The organism is Kineococcus sp. NPDC059986 (assembly GCF_040702905.1).
Taxonomy (GTDB): Bacteria; Actinomycetota; Actinomycetes; order Actinomycetales; family Kineococcaceae; genus Kineococcus.
Map to the genome: position 1 here is coordinate 130,140 of NZ_JBFBND010000005.1, position 20,534 is coordinate 150,673.

Genomic DNA, 20,534 nt, shown 5'->3' on the forward strand with positions numbered 1-20,534 from the left:
GGGTAGCCGCCGGGGCCCGGCCCCCCGAAAACCGCGTGGAAGCGGGGCCGGAAGGCGATTACCGTCGGTGCACGTGCGCTCCCTCCCCTTGAGCGACCCCGGAACTCCCGACGTCTCCTCCCCCGTCCGCTTCCTGCTGCGCACGGCGGCGCAGCAGTGGCGGCCCATGGTGGCCGGATCCGTCATCGGGACCGTGTGGTTGCTGTCCCAGGCCGTCCTGCCCGCCGCCATCGGGCGGGCGGTCGACGCCGGCCTCGTCGGGCCGGACGGACGCGGGGACGCCGCAGCCCTGACCCGCTGGTCGCTGCTCGTGCTCGCCCTCGCGGTCGTCACCGCCTGCGCGGCCGTCCTGCGCCACCGGTACGGCGTGACGAACTGGCTGACCGCGTGCTTCCGGACGCTGCAGCAGGTCGGCCGGCACACGGCCCGCGCCGGCACGGCGGTGACCGCGAAGCTGCCGCAGGGCGAGGTCCTCGCCTCGATCGCCTCCGACGGCCCCCGCCTGGCCGACGCCTTCGACGTCACCCAGCGCGCCGTCGCCTCCGTCGCCGCGGTGGTCGTCGTCGCGGTCCTCGTGCTGCGCACCTCGGTGCCCATCGGACTCGTCATCCTCGTCGGGGTCCCCGTCGTGATGGCGTTGCTGCTGCTCGTCCTCCGCCCCCTGCAGGAACGCCAACGCCTGCACCGCAAGCTGTCCGGTGAGCTCACCTCGATCGGCACCGACACCGTCCGCGGTCTGCGGATCCTGCGCGGCATCGGGGGCGAGGAGGTCTTCCTCGACCGCTACCGGGCCAAGAGCCAGCAGGTGCGGGCCGCCGGGGTGCGCGTCGCGACGTGGGAGTCGGCGCTGGAGGCGCTGCAGATCCTCGTCCCCGGCCTGCTCGTCGCCTCCCTCGTCTGGGCCGGCGCCCGGGCCACCGCCCGCGGCGACGTCACCGCCGGTGAGCTCGTGGCCCTCTACGGCTACGCCGCGTTCCTGACCTCCCCGCTGCGGATGCTCGTGGAGGCGGCGGACAAGTACGTGCGCGCGCTGGTGGCGGCCCGCCGGCTCATCACGCTGCTGGAGGTCCCGGCCGCGGTCGTGGACCGGCCCGGGCCCGCCGCCGGCACCCGGGGCGGCGCCCTGACCGACCCCGACTCCGGGGTCGCGGCCGCCGCCGGCGAGCTGACCGCCGTCGTGTGCGACCCGCCCGAGGACGCCGCCGTGCTGGCCCGCCGGCTGGCCCGCTTCGACGACGACACCCGCGCCACCTTCGGCGGGGTGCCGCTGCGGGACCTGCCCGTGGCGGAGGTGCGGACGCGCGTGCTGCTGGCCGAGGACGACGCCCAGCTGTTCAGCGGGACGATCCGCGAGCAGGTCGACCCCGAGCACGCGCACGACGACGCCGAGGTCCTCGCCGCCCTCGAGGTCGCCGACGCCCGCGACGTCCTCGACCTCGTCGACGGCGGCCTGGCCGGAACCGTCACCGAACGAGGCCGGTCGCTGTCCGGCGGGCAGCGCCAGCGCCTGGCCCTGGCCCGCGTGCTGGCCCGCGACCCCGAGGCGCTCGTGCTCGTGGAGCCGACGAGCGCGGTCGACGCCCACACCGAGGCCCGCATCGCCGGCCGGCTGCGCGCCGCCCGGGCCGGGCGGACGACCGTCGTCGCGACGGCCAGCCCGCTCGTCCTGCCGCAGGTCGACCACGTCTGCTGGGTGCGCGACGGGCACGTCGTCGCCACCGGCCGGCACGCCGACCTCCTCGCCACCGACCCGGGCTACCGGGCCTTCGTCACCCGCGACACCGTCGGGGCCGCCGTCCCGGGCCCCCGCACCCCCGGTCGCCCCCACCTCCCGCTCGAGGAGCACCCGTGAGGACCACCCTTCCCGTCGCCGACCGCGAGCACGTCCTGCGCGACGTGCGGCGGCTGCTGCGCCAGCACCGCGACCCCGGGCTGCGGATGCTCGCGCTGCACGCGCTGGCCGCCGTCGCCGGGCTGACCGGCCCGTTCCTCCTCGGCCGGCTCGTGGACGACGTCGTCGGCGCGGTCCGGACGGGCACCACCTTCGAGGTCGTCGCCCACCGGATCGACGTCGCCGTCGCCGTGCTCGTGGTGGCCGTCGTCGCGCAGGCCGTGCTGGCGCGGCTGGCGCGCAAACGGTCCCTCGTCCTGGCCGAGAGCGTCTTCGCGCAGCTGCGCGAGGAGTTCCTCACCCGGGCGACGGCCCTGCCGCTGTCGGTCGTGGAGCAGGCCGGCACCGGTGACCTCGTCTCGCGCACGACGAACGACGTCGACGCCCTGAGCTACACCGTCCGGTACGGGGCGCCCGCGATCCTCGTCGCCTTCGTCACGTCCGTGCTGACCGTCGTGGCGGCCGTGTTCTCGGGGCCGCTCGTGGCCCTGGCGGTGCTGGCGGGTTTCCCGGGGTTGTTCTTCGCGACGCGCTGGTACCTGCGCCGGGCCCCGCAGGGGTACGCCGCCGAACGCGCCGAGTGGGGGCGGATCTCCACGACCCTGGGCGAGAACGTCGAGAACGTCCGGACCGTCGAGGCGCTCGGCCTGGCCGACCACCGGGTCCGGCTCGTCGACGACGTCATCGGGGCCACCGTGCGACGCGAGCGGTACACGTTGTCGTTGCGCACCGTGTGGTTCCCGAGCATCGAGATGTCCTACCTCGTGCCCGTCGTCGTCGCGCTGCTGTGGGGCGGTTTCCTCGTGCGGCACGGCCTGCAGACGATCGGGCAGGTGACGACCGTCGTGCTGTACCTGCGCCAGCTCGTCGGGCCGGTCAACGAACTCCTCGCCTGGTGGGACGAGCTGCAGGTCGGGCAGGCCAGCTTCGCGCGCGTCGTCGGGTTGTCGGCGGTGGAACCCGACCGCACGACGTCGCCGGACCAGCCCGCGTCCGACGTCGTGCACGCCGACCGCGTGGGTTTCTCCTACACCCCGGGACGGCCTGTGCTGCACGGGGTCTCACTCGAACTGGCACCCGGTGAACGGCTGGCCGTGGTCGGACCGACGGGGGCGGGCAAGTCGACGCTGGGACGGTTGATCGCCGGCATCAACGCCCCCACCGACGGCACCGTGCAGGTCGGGGGCGCCGAGGTGACGGGGCTGCCGCTGGACGAACTCCGTTCGCGCATCGCCCTGGTGACGCAGGAGCGGCACGTGTTCGCCGCGTCCCTGCGGGACAACGTCGCGCTCGCGGCCCCCGGTTCCTCGCCGGAGGAGGTGCTCGACGCGCTCGCCGCCGTCGACGCGCGCGAGTGGGTGCTGGCCCTCCCCGAGGGGTTGGACACCGCGGTCGGGGAGAACGGGCTGACCCTGTCGGCGGCCCAGGCCCAGCAGGTGGCGTTGGCGCGCCTCGTGCTGGCGGACCCGCACACCCTCGTGCTCGACGAGGCGACCTCGCTGCTGGACCCGAACGCGGCCCGGCACCTCGAACGGTCGCTGGCCGCCGTGCTCGAGGGCAGGACGACCGTGGCCATCGCGCACCGCCTGCACACCGCGCACGACGCCGACCGCATCGCCGTCGTCGAGGGCGGGCGGATCACCGAGCTCGGGACCCACCACGAACTCGTCGACGCGGGGGGTTCGTACGGTCGGCTGTGGCGGAGCTGGCACGGCGAGGGGTAATCTGGCGGGGTTCGAGCTCAGGGCCCTGGTGCGCTTGTGGTGGGGAGGCGCACCCACGAGGCTGGAGCCTGTCCGTGAGCACCACCACATCCCCCTCCACCGGTCTGCGCTCGCGCTACGCGCGACTGCCGCAGATCGCCGGTCCCGCCTACCTGCCGGTCACGGCGCTCGGGCGGCTGCCCATCACGATGGTCCCCCTCGCCGTGCTCGGCCTCGTCACGGCCTCGAGCGGGTCGGTCGCCGTCGGCGGTCTGGCGAGCGCGGCCGCCGCCGTCGGTGAGGCGCTCGGCGTCCCCGTCGTCGGCTGGTTCGCCGACCGGAGCGGGCAGCGCACCGTCCTGCTGACCGTCGTCGTCCTGCACCTGCTGGCCCTCGCCGGGTTGTTCACCGCGCTCGGTGCGGCGGGCACCCCCGTCGTCCTCGCGGCCGCCGCGGGCGTGGGTCTCACGCTGCCGTCGGTCAGCGGGTTCTCCCGGGCCCGCTGGTTGCGGATGACCGCCGACCGCGACGACCTGTCGACGGCCTTCGCGGCCGAGGGCACGATCGACGAGGCCGCGTTCATCCTCGGTCCCGCCCTCGTCGGCGTCGTCGGCGTGCTGGGCACCCCGGCCGCCGCGCTGCTGACGTCGGCCGCGCTGACGGTCGTCTTCGTGACGTCGTTCGCCTGCCACCGCAGCCACCGGGTCACCGCGCCGGCGCCGCGGGACACCACCGTCGCTCGCGTGCGGGTGCCGTGGGTCGTCGCCGTCCCCGTGCTGGCGATGGTCTGCATGGGGGCGACGTTCGGCGCGACGCAGACCGGTGTCACCGCTGCGGCCGAACGGATCGGCTCCCCCTCGCTGGGGTCGCTCGTCTACGCCGTCTCCGCGATCGGCTCCACCGCGACGACGATCTGCCTGGTCCTGCTGCCCGAGCGGTTCGGGCTGCGGTCGCGCTGGTTCGCCTGCGGCCTCGGCCTCCTCGTCGGGGCCGGGCTCATGGCCGTCACGGCCACCCACCTCGGCGCACTCACGGGCGCCGTCCTCGTCATGGGCCTGTTCGTCGGTCCCGCCCTCGTCACGGTCAACACCGTCGCGGCGCGGCTCGTGCCGGCCGAGCGCGGCGCGTTCCTCATGGCGCTGCTGAACTCCGGCGTCGTCCTCGGCGTCGCGACCGGCGCCTCCCTGGGCGGGGCCCTGGCCGAGCACGCCGGCCCCGCGGCCGGTTTCAGCGTGGTCGCGGTGGCCGGTGTGCTGCTCGCGGTGACCGCGCTGGCGGCCCCGCTCAAGCGGTGAGTCCGGCGCTGGTCGTCAGGCGCTGAGCTGCGTCGGGTCGACACCCGTCCACTCGACCGAGCGGGCCCACAGCCACGCGGCGTCGGAGGTGTCGTAGGCGTGCGGGCTGGCAGGGACCAGGACGGGGAAACCCCGCCACTCCTGGCGCCCGCCCGGCCCGAAGTACTCCCCGCCCACGACCTCGGGGTCGGTCGCGGCGCGCAGCAGCGGCCAGGCGCCGAGGGCGGCGGACTGCCCGACGGCGCGGCCCAGCACCCCGGCGAGGGCCTCGCCGACGCGGTTCCCGCCCAGCGGCGTCATCTTCCACAGGTTCGTCTCGGACAGCCCCGGGTGCGCGGCCACGGAGACCAGCGGCGCACCGACCGCGGTGGCACGGCGCTGCAGCTCGAAGGCGAAGAGCAGGTTCGACAGCTTGGACTGCCCGTAGGCCACCCACTTCTGGTAGCTGCGCTCGCTCTGGTAGTTGTCCCGGTTCAGCCGGCCGAACTTGTGGGCCACGCTCGCCACGCTGACGACGCGACCGCCGCCCCCGGCCAGCAGCGCCGGCAGCAGCAGACCCGTGAGGGCGAAGTGCCCGAGGTGGTTCGTGCCGACCTGCGTCTCGAAGCCGTCCACGGTGCGACCGAACGGCGGCACCATGACGCCCGCGTTGTTGACGAGGACGTCGATGCTGGAGCGGCGGTGCAGGACGTCCGAGGCGGCCCGCCGGACGCTGGCCAGGTCGGCCACGTCCAGGGAGACGAGTTCGACCTGCGGGTCCACGCCGGAGTTGCGGACCTCGGCCTGCAGCTGCGCGACCGCGGCCCGGCCGCGTTCGGCGTTGCGGCAGGCGAGCAGGACGTCGGCGCCGCGGCGGGCGAACTCCGTCGCGACGTGGAACCCCAGCCCGGAGTTCGCCCCCGTCACCAGGACGGTGCGCCCCTCCTGCCGGCCCATCGCGTCCGGCGTCCAGGGGGTGCTGTCGTGCTGGGTCACGGGTCTCCTCGGAGGGCGGTCAGGCGGGCTGGTACGGCGAGACGACGACCTCGATGCGCTGGAACTCCTTGAGGTCGGAGTACCCCGTCGTGGCCATCGACCGGCGCAACGCGCCCATGAGGTTCGTGGTTCCGTCCGCCGCCCGGCCGGGCCCGTTGAGGATCTCCGCCAGGGGGGCCGTCGTGCCGACGCGGACCCGCTCACCGCGCGGCAGGACGGCGTGGTGGGCCTCCGGGCCCCAGTGCCAGCCGTGGCCGGGGGCCTCGGTGGCGCGGGCCAGGGCCGCGCCGAGCATGACCGCGTCCGCACCGCAGGCGATGGCCTTGACGATGTCACCGGACGTGCCGACACCGCCGTCGGCGATGACGTGGACGTAGCGGCCACCGGACTCGTCCATGTAGTCGCGGCGGGCGGCCGCGACGTCGGCGACGGCCGAGGCCATGGGCGCGTGGATGCCCAGCGCGGTGCGCGTGGTGTGGGCCGCTCCCCCGCCGAAGCCGACGAGGACGCCGGCCGCGCCCGTGCGCATGAGGTGCAGCGCAGCGGTGTAGCCCGCGGCGCCACCCACGACGACGGGCACGTCGAGCTCGTAGATGAACCGCTTGAGGTTCAGGGGTTCGGTCGTGCCGGAGACGTGCTCGGCCGAGACCGTCGTGCCGCGGATGACGAACAGGTCCACGCCCGCGTCGACGACGACCTTCCAGAACTCCTGCGTCCGCTGCGGCGACAGCGCACCGGCGACGGTGACGCCCGCGGCGCGGATCTCGGCGAGGCGGCTCGTGATGAGCTCGGCCTTCACCGGTTCGGCGTACATCTCCTGCATGCGCGGGATCGCCACGGCCGGGTCGAGGCCCGCGATCTCGGCGAGGAGGGGTTCGGGGTCGGCGTACCGCGTCCACAGACCCTCGAGGTCGAGGACGCCGAGCCCGCCGAGCTGCCCCAGCGCGACGGCCGTCGCGGGCGAGGCGACGGAGTCCATCGGCGCGCTCATCACGGGGATGTCGAAGTGGTAGGCGTCGATCTGCCACGTCGTGGAGACGTCCTCGGGGTCACGCGTGCGACGGCTCGGGACGACGGCGATGTCGTCGAAGCTGTAGGCGCGTCGCCCCCGCTTGCCGCGGCCGATCTCGATCTCAGACACGGCAGCAGGCTACCCGCTGCGGGCCGCGCGCCCGTCCGCGCGCGGCCCCCAGGGGTCCGGGGTCAGCGGCCGCTGTAGTTCGGCGCCTCGACCGTCATCTGGATGTCGTGCGGGTGCGACTCCTTCAGACCCGCGGGCGTGATGCGCACGAACGTCCCGTTCGCCTGCAGCTCGGGGACCGTGCGGGCGCCGGAGTAGAACATCGACTGCCGCAGCCCGCCGACCAGCTGGTGCGCGACCGCGCCCAGCGGGCCGCGGTAGGGCACCTGGCCCTCGATGCCCTCGGGCACGAAGCGGTCGTCGGAGGCGACGTCGTTCTGGAAGTAGCGGTCCTTGGAGAACGACCGGCCGCCCTGACGGGTCTGCTGCGCCCCGAGGGACCCCATGCCGCGGTAGCTCTTGAACTGCTTGCCGTTGATGAAGACCAGCTCGCCCGGGCTCTCGTCGCAGCCCGCGAGCAGCGACCCGAGCATGACGGTGTCGGCGCCGGCCACGAGGGCCTTGGCGATGTCGCCGGAGTACTGCAGCCCGCCGTCGCCGATGACCGGGACGCCCGCGGGCTTGGCGGCCTTGGCGGCCTCGTGGATCGCGGTGACCTGCGGGACGCCCACGCCGGCGACGACGCGCGTCGTGCAGATGGACCCCGGCCCCACGCCGACCTTGATGCCGTCGACCCCCGCGTCCACGAGCGCCTGCGCGGCGGCACGCGTCGCGACGTTGCCGCCGACGACGTCGACGTGCGCGGCGGCGGAGTCAGTCTTCAGGCGGGAGATCATCTCCAGCACCGCACGGGAGTGGCCGTGGGCCATGTCGACGACGAGCACGTCGACCCCCGCGTCGACCAGGCCCATCGCGCGCTTCCACGCGTCCTCGAAGATCCCGATGGCGGCGGCCACGCGCAGCCGGCCGTCGGCGTCCTTGGTGGCGTGCGGGTACTGCTCGGACTTCACGTAGTCCTTGACCGTGATGAGCCCGGTGAGGCGGCCGCGGGCGTCGACGATCGGCAGCTTCTCGATCTTGTGCTGCCGCAGCAGCTGCATCGCGTCGTCGGTGGAGACCCCGACGGGCGCGGTCACCAGGGGCGCCTTCGTCATGACGTCGCGCACGGGCCGGGTGAAGTCGGACTCGAACCGCAGGTCGCGGTTGGTGACGATGCCGACGAGCGTGCCGTCCGGGTCGACGACCGGGACGCCGGAGATGCGGTAGCGACCGCAGAGGGCGTCGACGTCGGCCAGCGTCGCGTCGGGCGTCGTCGTCACGGGCTGGGTGACCATGCCCGACTCGGACCGCTTCACGAGGTCGACCTGGGCGGCCTGCTCCTCGGCGGACAGGTTGCGGTGCAGCACACCGAGCCCGCCCTGGCGGGCCATCGCGATGGCCATCCGCGACTCGGTGACCGTGTCCATCGCCGAGCTCAGCAGCGGGATCCGCAGGCTGACGCGCTTGGAGACCCGCGTCGAGGTGTCGACCTCGGACGGGATGACGTCGGACTCACCGGGCAGCAGCAGGACGTCGTCGTAGGTCAGGCCCACGAAGCCGAAGGGGTCGTGTGCGGACGTCTGTCCGTCGGGGATCTGCGCGCTCACCCCCACGAGTCTACGAGCCGGAGGTGACCGCGGAGTCCGCCGAGCCCGTGGAGTCCGCCGAGCCCGTGGAACCGTCCGTGGTGTCGGTCGAGGCGTCGGTCGAGGAGCCGGGGACCGGGAGCAGTCCGGTGCTCGGCGAGGGCTCGACGACGGGCAGCGTGGGCGTCACGACGGGCGCGGTCCCGGCGACCGGTCCGGTGGTGCCGCCGGCACCCGGGTCCGTCGGGTCCGTCGTCGGGGCGGGGCCGGTGCCCGTCGAACCGCCGGTGGACCCGTCCGTGGCGCCGGAGGTCGGCGTCGCGGAGGCGCCGGTGTCCCCCGTCGGGCTGGAGGTGTCCGTGGGCGTGCCCGTGTCCGTGGGCGTGCCGGTGTCCGTCGGCGTTCCCGTGTCCGTCGGGGTGCCCGTGGGCGTCCCCGTGTCCGTCGGGGTGCCCGTGTCCGTGGGCGTGCCCGACGGGGTCGGCTGGTCGGTCGGCGTGCCGGGGTTCGGCGTCGCCGACGACCCCCCGCCCGTCGGCGACGGCGGGGTCACCACGGGGACCGGCGTGCCGGGCGTGGACGGACGCGTCGGGGTGGTGCCCGTCGTCGGCGCCGTGCCGGGGTCGGTCGTCGCGGGCGCCGTCGTGGCGGTCCCCGTCGTGCGACCCGGCTGGAGCGGGACCCGCCAGGTGGCGGTGGGCGAGGCGGTGGGGGTCACGGTCGCGACGTCGGCCAGCGACGTCCCCGTCCCGGACGGCGACGGGGAGGCCGTCGGCGACCCGGAGGGCACCGTTCCGGCCACGCTGTCCACGGTGCCGTCCTGGAGGTCGGCGAGCGCCGCCTGGACCTGCGCGACGACCTGGGGGTCGGCGGAGGTGCCGTCGAGCTGGCGCTGCAGGTACTTCAGGCGTGCGGTGGCCGCCTCGTCGTCCCCGGCCAGCGCGTCGGCCTGGGCCTGCACGATCTCGCGCTGGGCACGTTCGGCGGGCGAGCCGGCGAAGACGCTGAAGACGGTGTCGGGGAACCAGCCGGGCAGCTGGGAGGCGATCGAGGCCGACACCGACCCGCCGCCCGCGCCGAGCGGGTTGACGCTCGTGGCGGCCGCGGCCGCGGTCCCGCCCAGCAGGGTCAGGACGGCCGCCGCCGCGACGGTGCCGCGCCCGAGGCGCTGCAGCGTGCGACGACGCGCGAGCAGGACGCGCGGGGCGGGCACGTGGACGTGCTCGCCCCTGGTGTCGGTGTCGAGGTCGGGCAGTTCGACCGGGCGCACGCCCGCCGTCTCCGGGTCGGCGTGCAGGGCGTAGGAGTCCAGGAGCCGGGCGACCGCGTCCGCGAGGTCGCCGCCCGTGGCCTCGTGCCGGCCGAGCCGGTCCAGCAGGGCGTCGGTGGCCAGGAGGTCGGGCACGGAGAAGGAGTTGTCGTCCACCGTCCCACCTCCCCAGCCGAAGTCGTCGTGCTCGTCGGTCGTGCGTCCCGTGCCGTCCAGCGGTCCCTGCGGACCGGTCGTCGTGCCGGCCTCCCCGCGCACTCCGCGCAGGTGGCCCCGGCGGCGGCCCGTGGGCCCGCCGGTCGTGTCGTTCCCGCTCACGGCGCCACCTGCAGGGTGACGTCCTCGAGGGCGGTCTTGCGCACCTTCTGCATGGCGCGGTGCTGGGCGACGCGCACGGCGCCGGCCGTCATGTCCAGGGCGCGGCCCGTCTCCTCTGCCGACATGCCCGCTCCCACTCGCAGGGTGATGATCTCGCGCAGCTTGGGCGGCAGCGTGTCGAGCAGCCGGCCGACGGTCTCGGCGTCGAAGGCGTCGAGGGCGAGCTGTTCGGGGCCCGGCTCGGCGGTGGCGGCGTCGGGGACGTCGTCCGTCGGGACGGGGGCGCGGTAGGAGGCTCGCTGGGCGTCGGCGACCTTGTTGGCCGCGATCCGGTACACGAACGCCTCGAACGGGCGTCCCGTGTCCTTGTAGCGGGGCAGGGCCGTCAACACGGCGATGCAGACCTCCTGTGCCGCATCTTCTGCGGCGTGATCAGCTCCGGGCAGGCGCCCGAGCTTGGCCCGGCAGTAACGGTGGACGAGGCGGCGAACCGCTGCCAGGAGGTCGGCGACGGCGCCCTGTTCCCCTGACAGGGCACGTGACGCCAGTGCCTGGAGCCCCCCGGCTTCCGAACTGTCCATCGCTGTGGGGCGACCTGGCGTTACACCCCGCGTTCCTCCCGCCGGGTGCCGGGTCCCCGCTGCCCCCTCGTCCTGGTCGTCGGGCTCGTCCTCGTGGTCGACCTCCCCATCGGCGGCGGGTCCGTCGAGCTGACCGTCGAGCTCCCCGTCGAGCCGACCGTCGAGCTGACCGTCCGGTCCGGGGTCGGTGCGGTCGATGCGAAGGTCGCCCACCGCACCGGCCGCGAGGTCGCCGTCGACCTCGAGGTCCCGCGGAGAACGTTCGACCCGAGGGGTGTCGGGCGCGACGACGGCGCCGACGTCACGTCCGACGTCGGCGCGTCGAGCGTCTGCGTCGGACCGGCCGCCGCGCGCATCGACGGACTCGTCGCCCCCCGGGCTCACCTGCCTACCGTACGAGACCCCAGCGGAATCCCACAGCCACCGCCTGCGCACGGTCCGCCGCCTCGAGCTTGCGGAACAGCCGGCGGGCGTGGGTCTTCACCGTGTCCTCGGAGAGGAACAGCTCCCGGCCGATCTCGGCGTTGCTGCGCCCGCGGCTCATGCCGACGAGCACCTGCTGCTCGCGCTCGGTCAGCACCGGTGCGCGGCCGGTGAGCACCGCACGGGTGCGACCGCCGCCGCGGCGGCGACTGACGTCCTGCAGCGCCTGCAGGACGGCCGTGGCGAGCTCCTCGCGGGACACGTCCTTCACGAGGTAGCCGCGGGCGCCGGCGGCGACCGCGCGGGCGACGCCGTCACCGTCCTCGGCCATCGTCGCCATGAGGACGTTCGCCTCCGGGTGACGCGCAAGCAGCCGGCGGGCGGCCTCGACGCCACCGATGCCGGGCATGCGCACGTCCATGATCACGAGCGAGGGCCGCTCCACGGGCCAGCGCTGCAGGGCTTCTTCGCCCGAGCTCGCGCCCACGACGCGGGTCACGCCCGGGACGGCCGCCACCATGCGTCGCATGGCCTCGCGGGCCAGCGGAAGGTCATCGCAGACCAGTACCGTTGCCACCACTGAACCTCTTCCCTGTGTGGGTGGAGCGCGGCCGTCCGTGGCCCCGCCGTGGCGCGCGTCCTGCACGCCACGAGAAGAGTTGTCGGCACGCCGCAGGACCGACCTGAGCGCTGCGACACGACGAACGCTGGACTGGGCGCCCGACGACGTGCTAGACGCGCGCGGCTCAGGAGCCGCCGCACCGCGTGGTGGCCCCCCGCGTCAGGCGGAGACGGCCTCGGCGCAGGCCGCGACGGCCTCGGCGAGCCCTGCGACCGGCACCAGGTCCCGCTCGGGCCCCGTGGCCTCGCGCCGCACGCGCTCCAGGTCGGCCACGAGGTCGGGGCCGCCGAGGACGACGACGAGGGGGGCCGGCCGGACCCGCAGGAGGTCCGCCAGGCCCGGCAGGACGTCCTCGCGCGAGGTGGCTCCGGGGGCGACGAGCAGCAGGGCGGGCGGACGGACCCGGCGCACCGCTGCGGCGAGCAGGCGGCCGGGGACGCCGTCACCGACGCTGCGCGCGCCCGTGCCGGACTCCGCGAGGGCCGCGGCGGCGGCGAGCAGCACCGGGGTCCGGTCGCGGTCGTCCACGGTCCCGGCCCCCGCCAGGAGCACGGCCCGCTCGCCGTCGGCCGTCGGCAGCGCCGACAGGGCGCGGGCCACGGCCGCGTGCATCGCCGCGTCCCGGGCGGCCGAGGCCGGGCCGAGGACCTCGTCCCACGCGCGCGCCACCCCACGGGTGCGCACCTCGTCGGCGAAGCGGTCGGACAGGCTCGCGACGGCCCAGTCGTCCTCGTCGAGGACCGTCCCGACCGGGCCGCGCGGGGTCGAGGTGGTGTGGTTCTCGGCGTCCTCGGACTCGTCGGCCCGCGCGTGGTCGGCGGAGTCGGTGTGGCCGTCGCCCGCAGGGCCGTGCAGCACGGGGGCCTCGTGGTTCGGCACGCCGGCCAGCCCCGACGTGGGGCCGGCGATGGCGGCGGCGTCGGTCACAGCCGCCTCGATGACGGCCGCGGGGATGGTCGAGACGCTCGCCAGGGCGAACCCGCCGTCGGCGACCGCGGTGGTCGCCGCGAGCTGGGCGGCCTCGGCCGGGGCGACGCCCTCGAGGGTCAGGCGCCGCATGACGACGAGCCGGGCGAGGTCGGAGGCCGAGTAGCGCCGGTGTGCCCCCGCGGTGTGCTCCGACGGCCCCAGGCCGTACCGCCGGTCCCACGTCCGCAACGTCGCCGGCGCGACCCCGAGCCGGCGCGCCACGGCGGCGACGGTGAGGGTCATGCGCGGTGCGGGTGGCGCGGACGCTCCCCGCCCGGCGGGGTCAACGGCGGACGGCATGCTCCGAGTCTGACGCGGACACCTCGAACGCGCCACTCACCTGAGCGCGCCAACCCTGTTCAGGGTTGTTCAGCGGACGGTCGGGGTTGTTCGGCTGGCGGCGACCCGCGATCTCTGCACCTTGTTCACGTCTGGTTCAGCACGTTGTTCAGACCCTGTGCAGCGGGTCGGCGTCGTGGGAGGCCCCCTCGCGCGACCCGGGGTTGACCCGATCCGGGAGAAGTTCGCCCCAGGGGCTTGAACAACTTCTGACTCGGTTGTACGTTCAATCCAGTCAGCACGTCCCCTCCACTGAGGAGCGCACCACCATGGCCGAGATCTCTCGTCTCCCCGGGCCCGTCGCCGACGTCTGGGAGTGGCAGCTCGACGGCTCCTGCCGCGAAGCCGACCCGAACCTCTTCTTCCACCCCGAGGGCGAGCGCGGCCCCGCCCGGCGCAACCGCGACGCGGCCGCCCAGGCGATCTGCGCCGGCTGCCCCGTCCTGGAGATGTGCCGCAAGCACGCCCTGAAGGTCCGTGAGCCCTACGGCGTGTGGGGCGGCATGACCGAGGACGACCGCGAAGCCGTCTACGCGACCGAGCGTCGTCGCGGGATGCGCATCGCCGGCTGACGCCCCGCCCCACCCCGTGCGCGGTGTGGTGCGGCGCGCGGACGACAGGCACGAAGGGCCCGGCTCCCCCAGGGGAGCCGGGCCCTTCGCCGTGCTGGTGGAGAGGTCAGTGGCCGTGGCCGTGACCGTGACCGCCGCCGTTGACGGCGAGGTCCTCCTCCTTCTTGTCCACGACGAGCGTGTCGGTGGTGAGGACCATCGACGCGATCGAGGCGGCGTTGCGCAGCGCGGAGCGCGTCACCTTCACCGGGTCCAGGACCCCGCCGGCCAGCAGGTCGACGTACTCGCCGGTGGCGGCGTTCAGGCCGTGGCCCGGCTCGAGCGCACGGACCTTCTCGACGACGACGTAGCCCTCGAGGCCCGCGTTCTCGGCGATCCAGCGCAGCGGCTCGGAAGCCGCCTTGCGGACGAGCGCGACACCGGTCGCCTCGTCGCCGGTCTTGCCGAGGTTGTCCTCGAGCACGGAGACGGCGTGCACCAGGGCCGAGCCGCCGCCGGCGACGATGCCCTCCTCGATCGCGGCGCGTGTCGCGGAGACGGCGTCCTCGATCCGGTGCTTCTTCTCCTTGAGCTCGACCTCGGTGTGCGCGCCGACCTTGATGACGACGACGCCACCGGACAGCTTCGCGAGGCGCTCCTGGAGCTTCTCGCGGTCCCAGTCGGAGTCGGTGCGCTCGACCTCGGCCTTGATCTGGGCGACGCGACCGGCGATGTCGTCGGCCGAGCCGGCGCCGTCGACGATCGTCGTGTCGTCCTTGGTGACGGTGATGCGGCGGGCGGTGCCCAGCGCGTCGAGGTCGACCTGGTCGAGCTTGAGGCCGACCTCCTCGGCGACGACCTGCGCGCCGGTGAGGGTGGCGATGTCCTGCAGGATCGCCTTGCGGCGGTCGCCGAAGCCGGGGGCCTTCACCGCGACGGCGTTGAAGGTGCCGCGGATCTTGTTGACGACCAGCGTCGACAGCGCCTCGCCGTCGACGTCCTCGGCGATGATCAGCAGCGGCTTGGAGGCCTTGAGGACCTTCTCCAGCAGCGGCAGCAGGTCCTGGACCGTGGAGATCTTGCCCTGGTGCACGAGCACGTAGGCGTCCTCGAGGACGGCCTCCTGTCGCTCGGCGTCGGTGACGAAGTACGGCGAGATGTAGCCCTTGTCGAACTGCATCCCCTCGGTGAAGTCCAGCTCGAGGGCGGTCGTGGAGGACTCCTCGACCGTGATGACGCCGTCCTTGCCGACCTTGTCGAACGCCTCGGCGAGCAGGTCGCCAACGGCCGGGTCCTGGGCCGAGATGGTGGCGACGTGGGCGATGTCGCCCTTGCCGTCCACGTCGCGGGCCATCGCGAGGAGCTTGTCGCTCACCGCGTCGACGGCCGCGTCGATGCCGCGCTTGAGACCGGAGGGGGCCGCGCCGGCCGCCACGTTGCGCAGGCCCTCGTGGACCAGCGCCTGGGCCAGGACGGTCGCGGTGGTGGTGCCGTCACCGGCGACGTCGTTCGTCTTGGTGGCGACCTCCTTGGCGAGCTGGGCGCCGAGGTTCTCGTACGGGTCGTCGAGCTCGACCTCGCGCGCGATGGTGACGCCGTCGTTCGTGATCGTCGGCGCACCCCACTTCTTGTCGATGACGACGTTGCGGCCCTTGGGCCCCAAGGTGACCTTGACGGCGTTGGCGAGCGCGTCGACGCCACGCTCCAGCGCCTTGCGGGCGGTGTCGTCGAACAGCAGCTGCTTGGCCATGTTGCGGACCTTTCCGTTCAGTGGGCGAGCATCGGGGCGGGAACAGGCGACGCCCCGGGCACCCGGCGTGCGGGCGCCCGGGGCGTCAGGACCTGAGACCGCTTACTTCGCGACCTTGGCGAGCACGTCGCGCGCCGAGAGGATCAGCAGCTCGTCGCCGCCGTACTTCACCTCGGTGCCGCCGTACTTGGAGTAGATGACCTTGTCGCCGACGGCGACGTCGACCGGCACGCGGTTGCCGTTGTCGTCCACGCGGCCCGGGCCCACGGCAAGGACTTCGCCCTCCTGGGGCTTCTCCTTGGCGGTGTCCGGGATGACGAGACCGGAAGCGGTCGTCTGCTCCGCGTCGAGCGGCTTGACGACGATGCGGTCCTCGAGCGGAGTGATGGAGACCGACACTGGTGCGGCCCTCCCCTTCTGCTTCAGCGAACTGGCGTACGGGACGGTCGGAACGTGGGGAGCGGACGACCGTCGTCGCGGGTGCCGGGCGGCCGCTGCCCCGTTGGCACTCCCCGAGGGGGAGTGCCACCGACGCTGAGCGAGACGTTAGCACTCAGCCCCGGCGAGTGCCAGGCACGGGGGGCCTCTGCGAGCATCCTCCGGGTGAACACCGCGGACGTCGCCGCCCTCCGGTCCCCCGCGGGCCGTGCCCTGCTCGACGCGCTGGCCGGGACGACCGCACAGGACCCCGTCGCCCTCGCCGCCCGGCTGCGCCGCGAGGGGCACGACCCCGCGCTCGCGGCCCTGGCCACGACCCAGTCCCGACTGAGGGCGAAGGCGGCCGCCAAGTTCGGCGACCGGGCCGCGGGCCTGCTCTTCACCGCGGCCGGCGCCGAGCAGGCGACCCGCGCCGTCGTCGCCCGCGAGCACGCCCGGCGGTTCGCCGCCGCCGGGGTGTCCCGGGTGGCCGACCTCGGCTGCGGTGTCGGAGCCGACTCCCTGGCCTTCCTCGACGCGGGCCTGGCCGTGCTGCCCGTGGACGCCGACCCCGTCACGGCCGCGGTCGCCGAGCACAACCTCGGCGTCCCGGTGCGGTGCGAGGACCTCACGGCGGGGGTCGTGGCCGAGCTCGGGGCCGGGGACGGCGCCTGGTTCGACCCGGCCCGGCGCACGGCGGGCGGACGGCGGGTCTTCGACCCCGAGGCCACCTCACCCCCGCTGTCGTTCGTGCTGGCCACGGCCGCCCGGGTCCCGGCCACCGGGGCCAAGCTCGCGCCGGGCCTGCCGCACGACCTCGTCCCGGCGGGGACGGAGGCGCAGTGGACCTCCGTCGACGGGGAGGTCGTCGAGTGCGCGCTGTGGTGCGGCCCGCTGGCCGTCCCCGGCACCGGCCGCAGCGCCCGCGTCGTGCGCGGCGGTGCGGCGTTCGCGCTCGACGACACCGACCTGCCCGTGGCCGAGGTCGGGGCGGTGGGCGGGTTCCTGCACGAACCCGACGGAGCCGTCATCCGCGCGGGGCTCGTCGCCCGGGTGGCGGCCGACCTCGGGGGCCGGCTCGTCGACGAGACCATCGCCTACGTCACGACGGACGCACCGGCGACCTCGGAGTTCGTGCGGTCCTTCCGCGTGCTGGACGTCCTGCCGTTCGGGCTGAAGAGCCTGCGGGCGCACCTGCGCTCCCTCGACGTCGGCGCGCTGACGGTGAAGAAGCGCGGGACCGCCGTCGACCCCGACCACCTCCGCAAGCAGCTGGCGCTCAAGGGGTCCCGCCCCGCGACGATCGTGCTGACCCGGGTCGCGGGCAAGCAGAGCGTGCTGGTCGTCGACCCCGTCAGCTGACCCGTCCGTCGAGCCTGGCCCGCAGGACGAGGGCGTCGACGTCGTCGGGTTGGTAGTACCGCGCCCGCCGGGCGATCTGCTCGAACCCCTCGCTGCGGTAGAGGTGCTGCGCGGGGTCGTTGTCGGCGCGCACCTCCAGCAGCAGGTGGGTGGCCCCCGCGGACACGGCCTCGGCGCGCAGGGCCCGCAGCAGGGCACGCCCCGTCCCGCGGCCCTGCTGGTCGCGGGCGACGCCGATGGTCTGCACGTCCGCGTCGGCGCCCGCGACGACGATCCCGCCGTACCCCACGACGCGCCCGCCCCCCACCGCGACGAGGAACCGCCGGTTCGGCTGGGCCAGTTCCCCCCAGAACGCCTCCACGCTCCACGCGCCGCGGCCGAAGAGGTCGGTCTCGAGGGCGTGGACGTCGGCCACGTGCCACCACCGCATCTGCTGCAGCGAGACCTCCTGCATCGAGGACGCAGGCGCGCGCAGGTCGAGCGCGAGGCACACGCGCGGCCAGGCGTCGAGGCCGAGGTCGGCCTCCCGCGCCCGCAGGGCCCGCAGCTGCGGACCCGGGTCGGGCACGTCGCGGAACCCGAGCCGCCGGTACCACGACGCGTTCCACGGGACCTGGGCGAACGTCGTCAGCGTCAGCGCGGGTCGTCCCTGCGCCCGGGCGACCTCCGCGGCGAGGTCGAGCAACCGCCGGCCGGTCCCGCGCCCACCGTGGTCGGGGTGGACGCTGACCTGCTCGACGTGGGCGTTCCCGTCGACACCGTCCGGGTGCAGGAGCAGGTACCCCACGACCCGTCCGTCCTCGACCGCCACCCACGCGCAGCCGGCCCGCTGGTGCACGGCCAGCAGTTCCGGCGACGGGGGGTCGTCGTCGGCGACCGCCGCCATCCCGAGAGCGCGGAACCGCTCCCCCGCGGCGCGTTCCACGTCCTGCAGGCGGGGCAGGTCGGCCGGTTCGGCGGGTCGCAGGACGACGGGCGGTTCCTCCACGCGCGCAGTCTGCCGCCCTTCCGCTGAGCGCCGCACGGTGGTTCGCTGGTGCGGTGGACGAACCGGAGCAGGTTCTGGACTGGTTGCTGGAGTCGGACCCCGCGCTGCGGTGGCAGGTCGAACGCGACCTCGCCGACGCACCCGCGGCGGTCTGGGAGGCGACCCGCGCGCGCGTCCCGCACGAGGGTTTCGGTGCCCGCCTGCTGGCGCTGCAGGACCCCGACGGCCAGTGGGCGGGCGGCGCGTACTTCCCGCCCGACGCCGACCCGACGGGTCCGCAACCGTTCACCGCGACGACGTGGGCCCTGACCTCGTTGCGGGAGTGGGGCGTCGAGGCCGACCGGTTGGGCGACACGGCGGCCAGGCTCGTGGACGCGCGCTGGGAGTACCAGGGGCTGCCCTACTGGGGTGGGGAGGTCGACTGCTGCATCAACGCCCTGACCCTGCTCAACGGCGCCTGGCTCGACGTCGACGTCAGCGGGCTCGTCACCTGGTTCGAGGAGCACCGGATGGCCGACGGCGGCTGGAACTGCGCGTGGGTCGAGGGCTCGACCCGGTCGTCGTTCCACTCCACCCTCGCCGCCGTCCGTGCCCTGCGCGAGCACGAACGCCGGACGGGGGCGACGACGGCCGCCGCTGCGGGTGAGGAGTACCTGCTGGAACGTCGGTTGCTGCGCCGGCTCAGCACCGGTGAGCTCGTCGCGCCGTGGGTCGGCGACCACACGTACCCGTTCCGCTGGGGGTACAGCGCCCTCAACGCCCTCGACCACTTCCGCGCCGGCGGTGTGCGCGACGACCGGATGGCCGAGGCCGTCGACGTCGTCCGCTCGCAACGGTTGCCGGACGGGCGGTGGACGCGGTCGGACCGGTTCCCCGGCGCCGTGCCGTTCGAGGTCGACGCCCCGGCCGGGGAACCCTCGCGGTGGGTGACGTTCCTCGCGCTGCGCGTGCTGCGCTGGTGGGAGGCCTGACCCCCGCGCTCAGGCCTGCGTCCGGTCCCCCGCACCGTCCCGCACGTCGACGAGCAGGCGGTCGGCCCGCAGCCGGAACCGCTTGGTGCCGAACATCATCACCGCGGCCAGGAACGGCAGGACGCCGAGCGCGGCGACGCCGAGCGCGTCCGACCCCGTGGCGGAGGCCACGGACTCCCGCAGGATCGGGGCCACGAAACCCCCGAGGTTCCCGAGGGAGTTGATGAGGCCGATGCCCGCGGCCGCGGCGGCCCCGGTGAGGAACGCCGTCGGGTAGGACCACGTGATGGGCCCGATCGACAGGAACGACGACACGGCGACGCTGATGCAGACGATCCCGACGAGCGCGTAGCCGCTCGCACCCGCCCACGCCGACCCCAGGACGAACACCCCGGTGCTGACGAACAACCACGTCCCCCAGGCGCGGCGGCGGACGACGGTCGTGGCGTGCCGGCCGACGAAGTAGCAGGCGAACATCCCGACGAACCACGGCACGGCCGTGATGAGCCCGACCTGCCAGCCGACGTCGCGGCCGGTGAGCCCGGCGACCTGGGTCGGCAGGTTGAACGTCACGCCGTAGACGGCGATCTGCAGGCAGAAGTAGACGACCGTGAAGTACCAGACGCGGCCGTTGCGCATCGCCGCCCACACCCCGCCCGGGCCGTCGGCCGACCGCAGGTCGTCCTCCTCGGCCATGGCCGTCCGCAGCGCACCCTTCTCCTGCTCGGACAGGAACGTCGCGTCCTGGGGGGAGTTCACGAGCGCGAAGATCGCGACGACACCCGCCACCACCGCGAGACCACCCTCGACGGCGAACATCAACTGCCAGCCGGCGATCCCGTCGATCGAGTCCCCGAGGCTGATGAGTCCCCCCGACAGCGGGGATCCGACGATCTGCGAGAAGGGTTGCGCGAGGTAGAAGACGGCGAACATCCGGACGCGGTGGGCGTTCGGGAACCACTCGGCGAGGTACATGATGATGCCGGGGAACAACCCCGCCTCGGTGACGCCGAGGAGGAACCTCAGGACGATGAACGACGTCTCGCCCTGGACGAACGCGAAGCAGGCCGCGACGATCCCCCACGTGATGGCGATGCGCGCCAGCCACGCCTTCGCCCCGAACCGGCGCAGCGCGAGGTTGCTGGGGATCTCGAAGATCGCGTAGCCGATGAAGAACACCCCGGCCCCGAAGGCGTACGCGGCGGCGGAGATCCCGCGGTCGAGCTCCAGGGCGCGTTCGGCGAAGCCGACGTTCGTGCGGTCGAGGAACGAGACGACGTACAGGACGACGATCATCGGCATCAGCCGGCGCGAAGCCCGGCGGACGGCGGACTCCAGGACCGGGTTGCTGACCGCTGCGGACACGGGCGGGACCTCCTCGTCGAGACTTCCCTGGCCCGGTC

General features: G+C 74.5%; 17 protein-coding genes. 6 read left to right on the plus strand and 11 right to left on the minus strand.

What is annotated here, in order from left to right:
* Window positions 1-73 precede the first annotated feature (73 nt).
* From AB0637_RS06360 to AB0637_RS06370, 3 genes are all read left to right on the plus strand, one after another.
* Entirely contained in the window at window positions 74-1,852 is a 1,779-nt protein-coding gene (locus AB0637_RS06360; protein ID WP_366170450.1) for an ABC transporter ATP-binding protein, read from the plus strand.
* Entirely contained in the window at window positions 1,849-3,615 is a 1,767-nt protein-coding gene (locus tag AB0637_RS06365; protein ID WP_366170452.1) for an ABC transporter ATP-binding protein, read from the plus strand. Before AB0637_RS06360 ends, AB0637_RS06365 begins: the two co-directional genes overlap by 4 nt.
* Before the next feature lie 74 nt (window positions 3,616-3,689).
* The gene (locus AB0637_RS06370; protein WP_366170454.1) at window positions 3,690-4,889 is read left to right on the plus strand and encodes an MFS transporter; all 1,200 of its coding nucleotides are present in this window, start codon (window positions 3,690-3,692) and stop codon (window positions 4,887-4,889) included.
* 15 nt (window positions 4,890-4,904) lie between these two features.
* Here AB0637_RS06370 and AB0637_RS06375 read toward each other — a convergent pair whose 3' ends face one another.
* From AB0637_RS06375 to AB0637_RS06405, 7 genes are all read right to left on the minus strand, one after another.
* Window positions 4,905-5,864 (minus strand): oxidoreductase, encoded by a 960-nt coding sequence (locus AB0637_RS06375; RefSeq protein ID WP_366170456.1) that lies wholly within the window; start codon window positions 5,862-5,864, stop codon window positions 4,905-4,907.
* Between the two features lie 19 nt (window positions 5,865-5,883).
* Window positions 5,884-7,005, minus strand: coding sequence for a GuaB3 family IMP dehydrogenase-related protein (locus AB0637_RS06380; RefSeq protein ID WP_366170458.1), 1,122 nt, complete (start codon window positions 7,003-7,005; stop codon window positions 5,884-5,886).
* A 62-nt stretch (window positions 7,006-7,067) separates the two neighbouring features.
* A complete protein-coding gene (gene guaB, locus AB0637_RS06385) occupies window positions 7,068-8,591 on the minus strand; it encodes an IMP dehydrogenase (RefSeq protein ID WP_366170460.1) in 1,524 nt (507 codons plus the stop codon).
* Between the two features lie 10 nt (window positions 8,592-8,601).
* Complete coding sequence (locus AB0637_RS06390; protein WP_366170462.1) at window positions 8,602-10,158, minus strand: hypothetical protein; 1,557 nt, start codon at window positions 10,156-10,158, stop codon at window positions 8,602-8,604.
* A complete protein-coding gene (gene shbA, locus AB0637_RS06395; protein WP_366170464.1) occupies window positions 10,155-11,123 on the minus strand; it encodes an RNA polymerase sigma factor ShbA in 969 nt (322 codons plus the stop codon). Before shbA ends, AB0637_RS06390 begins: the two co-directional genes overlap by 4 nt.
* 4 nt (window positions 11,124-11,127) lie before the next feature.
* The gene (locus AB0637_RS06400; RefSeq protein WP_366170466.1) at window positions 11,128-11,739 is read right to left on the minus strand and encodes a response regulator transcription factor; all 612 of its coding nucleotides are present in this window, start codon (window positions 11,737-11,739) and stop codon (window positions 11,128-11,130) included.
* 204 nt (window positions 11,740-11,943) lie between these two features.
* Window positions 11,944-13,053: a MerR family transcriptional regulator gene (locus AB0637_RS06405; RefSeq protein ID WP_366170468.1), complete on the minus strand. Its 1,110-nt coding sequence runs from the start codon at window positions 13,051-13,053 to the stop codon at window positions 11,944-11,946.
* Window positions 13,054-13,361: 308 nt separating this feature from the next.
* Here AB0637_RS06405 and AB0637_RS06410 point away from each other — a divergent pair, with 308 nt between their 5' ends.
* On the plus strand, window positions 13,362-13,664 hold the full coding sequence (locus tag AB0637_RS06410) for a WhiB family transcriptional regulator (protein WP_366170470.1): 303 nt from the start codon (window positions 13,362-13,364) through the stop codon (window positions 13,662-13,664).
* Window positions 13,665-13,770: 106 nt separating this feature from the next.
* On the opposite strand, the gene groL is transcribed toward AB0637_RS06410, so the two are convergent.
* Window positions 13,771-15,393 carry a chaperonin GroEL gene (gene groL, locus AB0637_RS06415; protein WP_366170472.1) on the minus strand — a complete coding sequence of 541 codons (1,623 nt, stop codon included), beginning with the start codon at window positions 15,391-15,393 and terminating at the stop codon, window positions 13,771-13,773.
* 102 nt (window positions 15,394-15,495) lie between these two features.
* Window positions 15,496-15,792 (minus strand): co-chaperone GroES, encoded by a 297-nt coding sequence (groES, locus tag AB0637_RS06420; protein WP_012084928.1) that lies wholly within the window; start codon window positions 15,790-15,792, stop codon window positions 15,496-15,498.
* 204 nt (window positions 15,793-15,996) lie between these two features.
* On the opposite strand from groES, the gene AB0637_RS06425 reads away from it, so the two are divergent.
* Window positions 15,997-17,172, plus strand: coding sequence for a class I SAM-dependent methyltransferase (locus AB0637_RS06425; protein WP_366170474.1), 1,176 nt, complete (start codon window positions 15,997-15,999; stop codon window positions 17,170-17,172).
* On the opposite strand, the gene rimI is transcribed toward AB0637_RS06425, so the two are convergent.
* Window positions 17,165-18,160: a ribosomal protein S18-alanine N-acetyltransferase gene (gene rimI / locus AB0637_RS06430; RefSeq protein WP_366170476.1), complete on the minus strand. Its 996-nt coding sequence runs from the start codon at window positions 18,158-18,160 to the stop codon at window positions 17,165-17,167. The two genes, AB0637_RS06425 and rimI, sit on opposite strands and share 8 nt — an antisense overlap.
* Window positions 18,161-18,213: 53 nt before the next feature.
* Here rimI and AB0637_RS06435 point away from each other — a divergent pair, with 53 nt between their 5' ends.
* The gene (locus tag AB0637_RS06435) at window positions 18,214-19,131 is read left to right on the plus strand and encodes a squalene cyclase (RefSeq protein WP_366170478.1); all 918 of its coding nucleotides are present in this window, start codon (window positions 18,214-18,216) and stop codon (window positions 19,129-19,131) included.
* Window positions 19,132-19,140: 9 nt separating this feature from the next.
* Here the strand turns inward: AB0637_RS06435 and AB0637_RS06440 are convergent, their stop codons facing one another.
* The gene (locus AB0637_RS06440; protein ID WP_366170480.1) at window positions 19,141-20,496 is read right to left on the minus strand and encodes an MFS transporter; all 1,356 of its coding nucleotides are present in this window, start codon (window positions 20,494-20,496) and stop codon (window positions 19,141-19,143) included.
* Window positions 20,497-20,534: the final 38 nt, after the last annotated feature.